Raw genomic sequence first — 11,621 nt, 5'->3', positions numbered from 1 at the left:
TGGACCTAGACAAGCCGATTTTCTCAAGCAGGACAGGCACTTCCGTGCATTACACGCCCGTCATCAACCGATCATCACGAAAGATCGAGGCTAACTGCGCCAGACCCTTCCACACCTCGTCGGTGGTCCCGACCGGGTCGTCGAGCAGTTCGCGCACGTGCGGCAGCGGTGCCTTCTCGGACAGAAAGCGGCCCACGGTGTCTCGCAACGCGAGCTGCTCGTCGGTGAACGTGGGGTTCATGCGCGCGGGAGCCCGAGGATGCGAGTGGCGGTGACGCCCTTGTTGATCTGTGTGGTGCCGCCTGCGATGGTCAGCGAGCGTGATGCCAGCCGCTGGTCGGTCCAGCGACCGTCGGTGCACTGCGGGCCGAGCAGATCGAAGGCCAGCGAGGCCAGATGTTGTCCCGCCTCACCCCAGACGCTCTTGGCAAGACTGGCCGAGCCGAGCGCGTCACCGCCGTGCACCGCCTCCGAAACGGCGCGCTTACACAGAGTTTCGAGGCAGTCGATGCGAACCGAGAGTTCCCCCAGACGGCGCAGCACCGACGGCTCCTCCAGCGCGGGTCGTTGCGCGTATCGGACCCGCGAAAGGTCGCCCACCAGGTCGCCCAACTGCACTTGCAGCTGCGCGTAGAGCCGCGCGGCGCCCGCACGTTCGTGGCTCAACGTCGTGGTCGCCACCGCCCAGCCACCGTTGAGCGGGCCGAGCAGCGAGCCGACCGGCACCCGGACATCGTGGAAGAAGACCTCCGCGAAGTCCGACGCGCCGTTGAGCGTGACGAGCGGCCGGGCCTCGATTCCGGGCAGTCCCATGTCCACGATGAGGCAGGAGATGCCCTTGTGTTTGGGCGCCTCGGCGTCGGTCCGCACATAGAGCTGGCACCAGTCGGCCCGATGCCCCAGCGAGGTCCAGATCTTTTGGCCGTTCACCACGAAATGGTCTCCCTCGCGCACCGCCCTGGTGCGCAGCGACGCCAGATCGGAACCGGCGTCCGGCTCGGACATACCCTGGCACCAGATGTCGTCGGCACGCACCATGCGGGGCAACAGGTCGCGCTTCTGTTGTTCGGTCCCGTACTGCATGATCGCCGGAGCGATGTTGTTCATCCCGATCACGTTGAGCGGCAGCGGTGCTCGCGCCCGCGTGGTTTCCTCGGCGTAAACCAACTGTTCGAGTGGTGTCGCACCGCGGCCGCCGTACTCCGCAGGCCACGACACCGCACCCCAACCCGCGTCGGCCGCCGCGGCGTCCCATGTCCTGAGGAGTTCGAACGCTCCTGGGTCGCGGCCGCGTCGTCGGTTGGCCGCGACCACCTCGTCGGTGAGGTTGGCGGCAAGCCACGTGCGCAACTCCTCGCGGAACTGCTCAACGGCGGGCGGGTAAGAGAAGTCCACCGTGGTCCTGTCGGGCTGGTTTGGCCGGTTTCTTTTCTATTTTTATGACTATAGCTACTCTAGTGCCGATAGAACGCCGCTCTTCGTGCTCCATGCAGAGGAGGAGGGCCAGGAATGGGCGCGAACCACGTCAGCGCGGCAGACCAGCGTCTGCGCCTCGACGGGTATGGCGTCACGAGTACCCGGCCGAGGTTGGGTGCGTGGGTCGGGCGCTTAGGGAGTGTGGATGCCCAGGGGAATCATGTACGTCGAGACGATGCCGGCATCGCCTGCCGGCGAGGCCGAGTACCACAAGTGGTACAACGAAACCCATCTGGCGCAGATCCTCCAGATCGACGGGATCGTCTCGGCGCGCCGGTTCGCCCCTACCGACGGGTGCGGCCCATTCATCGCGATCTATGAACTCGACTGTGATGACCTCGACGCCACGATCCGGCGACTCGGTGAACTGGGCGCCGAGGGCGGGCTGACCGGCATGGAGAACCTGTCGATGAATCCGCCGCCGGTGCCGCGGGTGTACCGTGAGATCGGGTCGCTGGGTTCGTGACACCACCGGCAGACGTGCAGCGCCGCATCTATGCGTTGATGGCCCTGATGAAGGCGGCCGACGACAGGCTCAGCAGGGGCATCGGCACCGGCGAATTCATGTGTGTGTACTGGCCTTCGCGCGGCCAGGAGGCGATCGCGGCCGCGATGGCCGTGTCCATGCGAGACGACGACCAACTCGTGACGACCTACCGCGGCTTGCATGATCTGATCGGCAAAGGCGTTCCGCTGGAGGAGATCTACGGCGAGATGATGGGCCGCACCGTCGGCGCAGGCCGCGGTAAGGGCGGGACGATGCACATCGCCAACCCGGACCGCGGTGTGATGTTGTCAACCGGGATCGTCGGTGCCGGACCGCCGGTCGCGGTCGGGTTGGCGATGGCCGCCAGACGCAAGGGCCTCGACCGGGTCACCGTCGTCAGTTTCGGCGATGGCGCGACGAACACCGGGTCCTTCCACGAAGCGGCCAACATGGCCGCGCTGTGGGAGCTACCGACGGTCTTCGTCTGCCAGAACAATCTGTACGCCGAGATGACTCCCACCGGCGACACCATGAAACTCGACCACGTCTCCGATCGAGCGGCCGGGTACGGCATGCCAGGCGTCCGCGTGGACGGCAACGATCCGATCGCGGTGACCGCCGCCCTCGGAAACGCGCTTGCGCGGGCACGGGCAGGTGACGGACCTTCGCTCGTGGAATGCGTGACATTCAGGTTCCGCGGCCACTACTTCGGTGACCGGATGCCCTACATCCCCGACGAGCAGATGGCGGCCGCCGTGGACGCCGATCCCGTACCGCGCTTCCGCCGCCACCTGATCGAAAGCGGTATCTGTGGCGACGACGACCTCGCCCAGATCGACGAGGGCGCACTGGCCGCAGTCGAGGAGGCGCTCAAGAACGTGCTCGCAGCGGACGCTCCGTCCCCTGCCGAACTGGACCGCGACGTGTACGCGACGAGGATCGGATTCCCCACCTACCGATGACGCCGACGAACGAAAAAGAGATGTCGATGCGCGAGGCGCTGCACCTCGCGCTCGACCAGGCGCTCACAGCCGACGACCGCGTCTTCCTCCTCGGCGAGGACATCGCCGATCCCGGCGCGTCGGGACCGACGGCCGGGCTGTCCACCAAGCACGGACGCGACCGAGTCCTCGACACTCCGATCTCGGAGGCCGCGATCATGGGTGCGGCCATCGGTGCGGCCATCGACGGCCTGTTACCCGTCGCCGAGATCATGATCATGGACTTCATCGGCATCGCCGCCGACCAGTTGATCAACAATGCGGCCAAACTCCGCTTCATGACCGCCGGACGAACCACCGCGCCGATCACGGTCCGTACGCAGGTGTACAGCGGGTTGGCCACCGGCGCCACGCATTCACAGAGCCTCGAAGCCTGGTTCATGCACATCCCGGGGTTGAAGGTGATCGTGCCGTCCACCCCACGCGACGGCAAGGGGCTGCTGACCTCGGCGATCTTCGACGACGACCCGTGCCTGTTCGTCGAGACGATCCGGCTGCAAGCCCAAAAAGGCCTGGTCCCAACCGATCCGGGGTTCTCCATCCCGCTCGGGGTGGCCGACGTCAAGCGCGCCGGCTCGGACGTCACGCTGATCTCCTACGGTCGCAGCGTGCAGGAAGCACTGGCCGCCGCGGCCGCTCTGGAATCGGACGGCGTCAGTGCCGAGGTGATCGACCTGCGCACCTTGGTACCGCTGGACGTCGACACGATCGTCGCATCGGTGCGCAGAACCGGCCGTGCCGTCGTGGTGTACGATGCGGTGCAGTTCGCAGGCCCGGGTGCCGAGATCGTCGCGATTCTGCAGTCCGAGTGTTTCGACCGTCTCGCCGCTCCGATCGGGCGCGTGGCGGCACCGTTCGTGCCCACCCCGGCCGCACCCAACCTCGAGGCGCTGATCTACCCGTCGGCGGCACGTATCGTCGCCGCCGTCCAGAAGACGTTCGACCGGGCGCAAGCCCGTGGGTGAGTTCGTCATTCGTATCCCGCGCGTCTCGGTCGCGGTGGCTGAGGCCGAGGTGACGGAGTTCCTGGTGGAGACCGGTCAGCATGTCGAACAGGGCACACCCATCTACACGATCGCTACCGAGAAGGTGGAGCAGGAGATAGAGGCGGGTGCGTCGGGCACCGTTCGGTGGACCGGCGCGGTCGGCACCACCTACGACATCGGCGCCGAAATCGGTGTCATCACATCGTGATCGCACCAACGGGAATCGAATTTCAGCACGGCAACGGAAGGTAGAGACGACGCATGGACATCAACGAGACGCGGGAACGGATCATCTATCAGAAGGACGGCCCGATCGCGCGCATCATCCTCAACTGGCCCGAGAAGGCCAACGCCCAGGACCAGAAGCTCGCCGAGGAGGTCGACGCCGCGCTGCTCCAAGCCGACCGCGACTACGACGTCAAAGTGCTTGTTCTCAAGGCCAACGGCAAGGGCTTCTGCTCGGGACATGCGATCGGCAACAACGCCGTCGACTACCCGGCGTTCGTCGAAGGCGCGATGAAGATGGGCCATCCGTGGAAGCCGCAGTCGGACTTGTTCGTCAAGCCGACGCTGAACTTGTGGGAGTTCTCGAAACCCACCATCGCGCAGGTGCACGGTTACTGTGTGGGTGGCGGCACCCACATGGGGTTGACCACCGACATCGTGATCGCGTCCGAGGACGCGTACTTCTCCTATCCGCCGCTGCAGGGTTTCGGTATGCCGTCGGGCGAATGCTCGATCGAGCCCTGGGTTTTCATGAACTGGCGTCGGGCGGCCTATTACCTATACCTCGCCGAGGTGATCGATGCGAAGAAGGCGCTGGAGATCGGACTGGTCAACGAGGTGGTCAGCCGCGACGATCTCGACGACCGTGTGGAAGCCATCGCGCGCCACATCGCCCGCGCTCCGATGACCACCCTGCTCGCGACGAAGGCCAATCTCAAACGGGCATGGGAGCTGATGGGCATGCGGGTGCACTGGCAGAGCTCCAACGACCTCGTCGCGCTCGCCTCGATCAGCAAGGACGTTCAGGAACTGATCCAGCAGGTGTTCCGCGACAAGATCCTGCCGTCGGAGATGGCCCAACGCCAGGCGGCGGCCTCGACCGACGGCGCCGCGGCAACCCCGTGACCGACCGGTGAACATCGCCGACCACGCTGAGCACGCACCCGACACCCCAGCACTGATCGATGCGGACGGCGATGTCGTCACCTACGCGCAGCTGCACACTCGAAGCCGACAGGTCGCCGCCGTACTGCACGACGCGGGCCTACGCCGGGGCGACGCGGTGACGCTGGTGCTGCCGAACCGCCGCGAGTTCCTCGAAATCACTTGGGGCTGCCAACTATCCGGGCTCTACTATTCGGCGGTGAACACTCATTTCACGCCGGACGAGGTCGCTTACGTCGTCGCCGACTCCGAGGCGAAGGCGGTCATCGTCGATGCATCGATGCCCGCGCTCGGCGCTCACCTCATCGACAGCGCACCGGGCGTCGATCTCCGCATAGGCGTCGGAGGCGAACTCACCGGCTGGCGTCGCTACGAGGATGCCCTCGCAGCCGCGGGAACGCCGCCGCCGATCTCCGACGGCACCGAGATGCTGTACTCATCGGGCACCACGGGGCGACCGAAAGCCGTGCGACGACCGCTGCCGACCGACGGGGCGGGCTCGTGGGGGCAGAACCTCCTCGAGACCACGCTGCGACGGCGGTACGGGATGACCACCGACGGCGTGTACCTTTCGCCGGCACCGCTTTACCACGCGGCGGGCGTCAACTACACCATGGCCGCGCACCGCGTCGGCGCCACCGCGGTCCTGATGCGCAAGTTCGACGCCGAGGAGGTCCTGCGGCTGATCGAATCCCACCGCGTCACCCATGCCCAATTCGTCCCGACCATGTTCGTGCGGATGCTCAAGCTACCGCCGGCCTTTCGGCAGCGCTATGACCTGTCCTCCCTGCAGTGCGTCATCCATGCCGCCGCGCCGTGTCCGGTCGAAGTCAAACACCAGATGATGAACTGGTTCGGCCCGATCATTCACGAGTACTACGGAGGCACTGAGGGTTTCGCCGGCAGCTCGATCGGGCCTCAAGAGTGGCTCGCACATCCCGGCTCCGTCGGCAGACCCGTGAATCCCGTCCACGTCGTCGCGGAGGACGGAACCGAACTGCCACCGGGCGAGGCGGGTGAACTGTTCTTCGAGGGAGGGCCCGCATTCGAGTACTTCAAAGATCCCGAGAAGACGGCCTCGGTCGCCAACGAACACGGCTGGCGATCGTTGGGCGATGTGGGCTACGTGGACGACGAGGGATACCTGTATCTGACCGACCGCTCGACGTTCATGATCGTTTCTGGCGGGGTCAACATCTACCCGCAGGAGGCGGAGAACCTCTTGGTCACGCATCCCAAGCTCGTCGACGCAGCGGTTTTCGGCGTGCCGAACGCGGAATTCGGAGAGGAGGTCAAGGCTGTCGTCCAGCCGGCCGGGGGAGTGGCCGTCGGGCCCGCGCTCGAGCAGGAGCTCATCGAGTACTGCCGGTCCCGGTTGGCCGCCTACAAGTGTCCGCGCACGATCGACTTCGAGCCCGATCTACCGCGCGACCCCAACGGAAAGCTCTACAAGCGGCGTCTCCGCGACCGCTACTGGCAAGGCCATACCTCACGGATCGTGTGAACCGACGGGTCGTCGACGGTCTAGTTCAGCGCGAAATCGATGACACCTCGGATGATTTCACCACCCAGCAGGTCCTCATACGCGGTGTTGATATCGTCCAGCCGATACCGGCGGGTGATCATCTCGTCGAGCTGGAGCTGTCCTGACTGATAGAGGGTGGCCAACCGGCTGATGTCGGCCCGCGGGTTGCAGGAACCGAAGACGGTGCCGACGAGGTTCTTGTTCCAGAGGATGAAGTCCTGCAGCGCGATCTTGGCCGACCGCGTTGTCTGGGCCGTCATCCCGGTCAGCACGCAGGTACCGCCCTTGCGCGTCAGCTTCAGATATGCGTCGACGTCGCCGCCCGCGATCAGCGACGGCGCCGCCACCACGCTGTCCGCCATGACGCCGGCCGTCAGGTCGCGGACGAGATCGAGCGCCTCGTCGACCGTCGAAACGCTGTGTGTGGCACCGAATTGCAGCGCGGCTTTCTGCTTGAACTCGACGGGGTCGACGGCGACGATCTGCGCGGCGCCGTTGATCCGCGCGCCTTGGATGGCCGCGGTTCCGATGCCACCCGCCCCGATCACCACGACGGTGTCGCCGCCGCGCACGTTGGCGCGGTTGGCCGCCGAACCGTAACCGGTCGGAACCGCGCAGGAGAGCAGGGCGCTCGCGACGAGCGGCAGATGCGGGTCGATCTTGACCAGCGAGTGCGCCGACACCACGGTGTGCTCGGCGAAGGCGCCGACCTTGGACAGGTGCCCGAGTGGGCGCCCGTCGACGGTGTGGTGCCGAAACGTCTGGTCGGTCGGCATACCGGGCACCATCGTCCCGGCACCCTCGTCGCACAGGTACTCCAAACCGGATGTGCACCAGCGGCATTGGCCGCACACCGCGATGAACGACATCACGACGTGGTCGCCGACCGCGAACTCCGTGACACCCTCGCCGGTCTCGACCACCGTGCCGGAGCCCTCGTGGCCCCCGATCAGCGGGAACATCGGTGTGATCCCGTACTGACGCGCGACCTCGTTGGAGACCGACATGTCGCCCTTGAGGATGTGATCGTCGGAGTGGCACAAGCCGGCCGCGGCCATCTCGACGAGCACCTCACCGGCACGCGGGGGATCGAGTACGAACTCCTCGACCGACCATGGACCCCCGACATCGTGCAGGATCGCCGCACGGCTCCTCATCGTGTCGGGCGGAAGGTGACAGGGAGGTGTGTGGGGGAGCGGAAGGGCATGCCGGTGATCCGGGTGTCGTCGTCGGCTTGTAGCTCGAAGTCTGTTGCGCGGTCGAAGAGGCTGGTCAACATGGCGCGCGTCTCCACCCGCGCCAGGTGCATTCCGAGGCAGCTGTGCAGGCCACCCGCAAAGGAGATGTGGGCACGCCGCGAACGACGGATGTCGAACTCGTCGGCTCTGTCCCAACGCTTCTCGTCGCGGTTCGCCGAACCGATGCAGAGATTGACCTGGGCACCCTGCGGTATCGGGATGCCGTGGATCTCGACATCACGCGTCACCGACCTCGGCACCGACACCAGGGGTGTCTCGTAGCGCAGGCCCTCCTCGATCGCGGCGGGGATGAGCTCGCGCTCCTGTTGCAGGGCCTCCAGCTGTTCGGGGTGGGTGAGAAGCAGGAACAGCAGGTTGCTCGACGACCGGTAGGTGGTCTCGAGTCCTGCGGGCAGCAGCAGACGCAGAAACGAGATGATCGCCTCGTCGGTGAGCTTCTCGCCGTCGATCTCGGCGCCGACCAGATCGCCGATGATGTCGTCGGTCATCTGCCGGCGCCGCTGGTCGACCTGGTCCTGGAAGTACGTGCCGAGTTCGACAGAGGCGGTCAGTCCGGCCTCGATGTCCTCCGTGATCGAGATCAGGTCCAGCGAGAGGCGGCGGAACAGCTCCAGGTCGTCTTGCGGCAGCCCCAGCAGCGCTGCGGTGACCCGGGTGGGGAACTCGAACGTCAACGCCTTGATCAGGTCGACTTGACCGTCCTCGATGAACTCGTCGACCAATTGTTGGCAGATCGGCACGATCACCTCGGGCTCCCACTGCGTCAATGCGCTCTGCCGGAACGCCTTGGCGACCAGGCTGCGGTGGTCGTGGTGCTGCTTGCCGTGCATGCCCAGGATGGTCGGCCCGAACACGAGCCCGATCGTCTGGTTGTACATCTCGGAGCCGTAGACCTCGTCGTCACGGAACGCCGCGAACACGCTGTCGAAGTCGAACAGCGTCCACTCATCGGACGGCAGAAGTTCCGGCGGAACCATCGAGGTGTCCATGATCGTGCCGCGCCACACCGGCTCGGTCCTGCGCTTGTACTCGAAAAAAGCGTAGGGATCGCTCGCCACATCGGGAACGGTCTGGTCATCCGAACGGGTGCTGATCGTCACCTTGCCTCCCGGCAGCGGGGTTGGCGCTCTACCCGCCTATCTTTACTATTTTAGGTAATCTAGGTCAAGGTAAGCGAAGGGATGCGATGCGGCGCCGACCGGTGTGTGCCATCGAGGACCTGCCGCCGGGCACCATGAAACTGGTGCAGGCAGGCAGGTTCGGCGTGGGGGTGTACAACATCGACGGCTCGCTTTATGCGATCGCGAACTACTGCACACATGAGGGCGCGCCGCTGTGCGCCGGATACGTCCGGGGCACCACCGAGTACGCGCCCGACCTGCCAGGCCAAGTCCGCCATGTGCGTGCCGGCCGGGTCATCCGATGCCCTTGGCACCAGTGGGAATTCGACATCCCCACCGGAGTCAACCTCGCCGACCCCACGAAACGCGTGCGCACCTACGAGGTCGACATCGCCGACGGACAGGTGTACCTGACCGCATGACCGTCATCGACGCATCGGTGCAGCCCCACTTCCGGTACAACGCCGAGATCCGGCGCTACCTGGCCGAACCGCACAAACTGCGGGCGATACCGGACGTCGAACAGCAGTGGTACCAGGCACCGGGAGGCGACTACCGAACGGACCTCTACGGCGACGGCTATCCGGGGTCGGACCCCGAAATCGTGGCCCGTCACCTCTTCGACGAGGGCGGCGTGGACTACGCGATCCTCAACCCGTTGACCCGAGGCAACATCGCCGACTACCTGCTCAACAGCCGGATCTGCGCGGCGGTCAACGACTGGTTGCTCGACCGCTGGCTCGAGCCCGACACCGGCGGACGGTTCCGCGGTACCATCCGCGTCAACCCCGAGGACGTCAGGGGCGCGGTCGCCGAGATCGAGCGGTGGGCCGATCATCCGAAGATGGTCCAGGTCGGTGTCCCCATGCAGTCGCGCGAGCCATATGGCAAGCCGATGTTCGAACCGATCTGGGAGGCGGCGGCCGGGCACGGACTCCCGGTCGCGGTGCGCATCAACGGCGGCAACGGCGTCGACCACGCGCCGACATTCGCCGGGCACGCATACACCTATCCGGGTTACGCGTCGTTCATGCCGCTCAACGGTTTCGTGCATCTTGCGACGCTGATCGTCGAGGGGACCTTCGGTAGGCATGCGGGGCTGAAGTTCGTGTTCGCCGACGGCGGCTATGACATCCTCACCCCGCTGATGTGGCGGTTGGACACGTTCTGGATGTCGATGCGCGACCAGACCCCCTGGGTGGACCGCTATCCCAGCGAGTATCTGCGCGACCATGTGCGGTTCTGCACCTCGGCCCTCGATGGCCCGACGTCGGCCGAACCGGCCGAGCGGTGGATGGACTTCACCGACAAGGCGGATCTCGTGATGTACGGCTCGAGCTATCCGCACTGGTCGGCGACCACGCCGGCGGAGGCGGTGCGCGGACTCAACGAGCGTCAACGCGAGAGCCTGCTGTGGCGCAACGCCAGTGAACTGTATGCGTTCGCGCTGGAGGTGAACGTGACATGACAGCCATCGCACCGGATCGGCGGTCCTCCGCGGAGGACATCGCGGTCACCATCGTCGACACCGATGTCCACCCACTGCCCGTCTCTGCCGACGAGCTCAAGGGCTACGCCCCGGCGACCTGGAAGGACAGACTGTGGCCGACGGGCAACGCCGTCTCGCCGCTGCCGCACTTCTACGACACCCCCGACTCGTACAAGACCAACTCGCTGCGTGTCGACGCCGGACCGCCCGACGGCGGACCGCCGGGCAGCGACCCCGACTACGCCGCCAAACAGTTGCTGATCGACGCAGGCGTGAGCATCGCCGTGCTGGAACCGATGTGCGATGCGCAACTGCCGCAAGCCGAACACGTCCTCAAGGCCACCTACAACGACTGGCTGGCCGACGTGTGGCTGGGCGAGGCCAACTGGCACGGCCGGTGGCGCGGAGCGATCAGCATCACGGCACAAGACCCACAGGCCGCCGCCACAGAAGTCGAACGCTGGGCGGGGCACCCCTACATGGCCGAGGTGCTGATGACACCGCAGACCCGCGGAATCCCCTTCGGCAGCCCGCATTTCGACCCGCTCTATCGCGCGGCGGCCCGCCACGGCTTGCCGATCGCCACGCACCTGATGGGGCAGACGCCGTTCGAGCTGATCCCGATCTATCCGGTCGGCAACCCCGCGCACTGGCACGACTTCTTCGCATCCTGGCCGCTGCTGTACGCATCGCATCTGATGAGCCTGGTGTTCGACGGGGCGTTCGACCGCCACCCGGACCTTCGCGTGGTGTTCGTCGAGGGCGGCTTCACCTGGGCGATGCCGGTGATGTGGCGCATGGACCGCATCTGGTCACAGCGCAGGTCCGACCTGCCGCACGTGAAACGCAAACCGTCCGAATACGTCCGCGAACACGTGCGTTTCACCACTCAACCGTTGGAGGAGGTCGACGTCGTCGTGTACCGCGAGTACCTCGAGATGATGGACCTCGGTGACAACTTGATGTTCTCCACCGACTATCCGCATTGGAGCTACGACTCGCCGCAGTGGGCGGTCCGCCGTTTTCCCGCCGACCAACGCGAACGGATCATGCGCGGCAACGCCACCGAACTGTACGGCCTGCCGTCGACAGTCAAAGCACTGTAGG

The 11,621-nt window shown here is 65.8% G+C and carries 12 protein-coding genes and 1 pseudogene; 9 read left to right on the top strand and 4 right to left on the bottom strand.

Annotated features, from left to right (window positions below):
• Nucleotides 1-91 precede the first annotated feature (91 nt).
• Nucleotides 92-241 (bottom strand): annotated as a pseudogene (locus RMCN_RS24930) (acyl-CoA dehydrogenase family protein); the annotation flags it as partial.
• On the bottom strand, nt 238-1,395 hold the full coding sequence (locus tag RMCN_RS24925) for an acyl-CoA dehydrogenase family protein (RefSeq protein ID WP_067394934.1): 1,158 nt from the start codon (nt 1,393-1,395) through the stop codon (nt 238-240). The pseudogene RMCN_RS24930 and the gene RMCN_RS24925, both read right to left, overlap by 4 nt.
• Nucleotides 1,396-1,621: 226 nt before the next feature.
• Here RMCN_RS24925 and RMCN_RS24920 point away from each other — a divergent pair, with 226 nt between their 5' ends.
• From RMCN_RS24920 to RMCN_RS24895, 6 genes are read left to right on the top strand one after another with little or no spacing between them, the layout of a single operon-like run.
• Entirely contained in the window at nt 1,622-1,942 is a 321-nt protein-coding gene (locus tag RMCN_RS24920; RefSeq protein WP_067394931.1) for a hypothetical protein, read from the top strand.
• A 38-nt stretch (nt 1,943-1,980) separates the two neighbouring features.
• Nucleotides 1,981-2,925: a thiamine pyrophosphate-dependent dehydrogenase E1 component subunit alpha gene (locus RMCN_RS24915; RefSeq protein WP_084377735.1), complete on the top strand. Its 945-nt coding sequence runs from the start codon at nt 1,981-1,983 to the stop codon at nt 2,923-2,925.
• Nucleotides 2,922-3,929, top strand: coding sequence for an alpha-ketoacid dehydrogenase subunit beta (locus tag RMCN_RS24910; protein WP_067394925.1), 1,008 nt, complete (start codon nt 2,922-2,924; stop codon nt 3,927-3,929). The genes RMCN_RS24915 and RMCN_RS24910 overlap by 4 nt, the downstream gene beginning before the upstream one ends.
• Nucleotides 3,922-4,158: a lipoyl domain-containing protein gene (locus RMCN_RS24905; RefSeq protein ID WP_067394923.1), complete on the top strand. Its 237-nt coding sequence runs from the start codon at nt 3,922-3,924 to the stop codon at nt 4,156-4,158. The genes RMCN_RS24910 and RMCN_RS24905 overlap by 8 nt, the downstream gene beginning before the upstream one ends.
• A gap of 53 nt (nt 4,159-4,211) precedes the next feature.
• Entirely contained in the window at nt 4,212-5,081 is an 870-nt protein-coding gene (locus RMCN_RS24900) for an enoyl-CoA hydratase/isomerase family protein (protein ID WP_067394920.1), read from the top strand.
• Between the two features lie 7 nt (nt 5,082-5,088).
• Entirely contained in the window at nt 5,089-6,624 is a 1,536-nt protein-coding gene (locus tag RMCN_RS24895; RefSeq protein WP_067394917.1) for an acyl-CoA synthetase, read from the top strand.
• A 20-nt stretch (nt 6,625-6,644) separates the two neighbouring features.
• Here RMCN_RS24895 and RMCN_RS24890 read toward each other — a convergent pair whose 3' ends face one another.
• Together RMCN_RS24890 and RMCN_RS24885 are read right to left on the bottom strand one after the other, a co-directional pair.
• A complete protein-coding gene (locus RMCN_RS24890) occupies nt 6,645-7,802 on the bottom strand; it encodes a Zn-dependent alcohol dehydrogenase (RefSeq protein WP_067394914.1) in 1,158 nt (385 codons plus the stop codon).
• Nucleotides 7,799-9,004: a cytochrome P450 gene (locus RMCN_RS24885; RefSeq protein ID WP_067394911.1), complete on the bottom strand. Its 1,206-nt coding sequence runs from the start codon at nt 9,002-9,004 to the stop codon at nt 7,799-7,801. Before RMCN_RS24885 ends, RMCN_RS24890 begins: the two co-directional genes overlap by 4 nt.
• Nucleotides 9,005-9,090: 86 nt before the next feature.
• On the opposite strand from RMCN_RS24885, the gene RMCN_RS24880 reads away from it, so the two are divergent.
• The 3 genes from RMCN_RS24880 to RMCN_RS24870 are packed head-to-tail and all read left to right on the top strand — an operon-like array spanning nt 9,091 to nt 11,620.
• Nucleotides 9,091-9,447 carry a Rieske (2Fe-2S) protein gene (locus RMCN_RS24880; RefSeq protein ID WP_067394908.1) on the top strand — a complete coding sequence of 119 codons (357 nt, stop codon included), beginning with the start codon at nt 9,091-9,093 and terminating at the stop codon, nt 9,445-9,447.
• Entirely contained in the window at nt 9,444-10,493 is a 1,050-nt protein-coding gene (locus RMCN_RS24875) for an amidohydrolase family protein (protein WP_067394904.1), read from the top strand. The genes RMCN_RS24880 and RMCN_RS24875 overlap by 4 nt, the downstream gene beginning before the upstream one ends.
• The gene (locus RMCN_RS24870) at nt 10,490-11,620 is read left to right on the top strand and encodes an amidohydrolase family protein (RefSeq protein ID WP_067394901.1); all 1,131 of its coding nucleotides are present in this window, start codon (nt 10,490-10,492) and stop codon (nt 11,618-11,620) included. The genes RMCN_RS24875 and RMCN_RS24870 overlap by 4 nt, the downstream gene beginning before the upstream one ends.
• The last annotated feature ends 1 nt before the right edge of the window (nt 11,621 follow it).

The sequence above is a fragment of the Mycolicibacterium novocastrense genome (assembly GCF_001570485.1).
In the GTDB taxonomy this organism is placed as follows: domain Bacteria; phylum Actinomycetota; class Actinomycetes; order Mycobacteriales; family Mycobacteriaceae; genus Mycobacterium; species Mycobacterium novocastrense.
Note: the sequence above shows the minus strand (reverse complement) of the source record. Positions and strands in the feature narration are given on the sequence as shown.

Excerpts from the sequence above, each read along its gene's own strand:
- RMCN_RS24920 (WP_067394931.1), top strand. The coding sequence starts at position 1,622 with ATGCCCAGGGGAATCATGTACGTCGAGACGATGCCGGCATCGCCTGCC.
- RMCN_RS24915 (WP_084377735.1), top strand. The coding sequence starts at position 1,981 with ATGGCCCTGATGAAGGCGGCCGACGACAGGCTCAGCAGGGGCATCGGC.
- RMCN_RS24910 (WP_067394925.1), top strand. The coding sequence starts at position 2,922 with ATGACGCCGACGAACGAAAAAGAGATGTCGATGCGCGAGGCGCTGCAC.
- RMCN_RS24900 (WP_067394920.1), top strand. The coding sequence starts at position 4,212 with ATGGACATCAACGAGACGCGGGAACGGATCATCTATCAGAAGGACGGC.
- RMCN_RS24890 (WP_067394914.1), bottom strand. The coding sequence starts at position 7,802 with ATGAGGAGCCGTGCGGCGATCCTGCACGATGTCGGGGGTCCATGGTCG.
- RMCN_RS24880 (WP_067394908.1), top strand. The coding sequence starts at position 9,091 with ATGCGGCGCCGACCGGTGTGTGCCATCGAGGACCTGCCGCCGGGCACC.
- RMCN_RS24875 (WP_067394904.1), top strand. The coding sequence starts at position 9,444 with ATGACCGTCATCGACGCATCGGTGCAGCCCCACTTCCGGTACAACGCC.
- RMCN_RS24870 (WP_067394901.1), top strand. The coding sequence starts at position 10,490 with ATGACAGCCATCGCACCGGATCGGCGGTCCTCCGCGGAGGACATCGCG.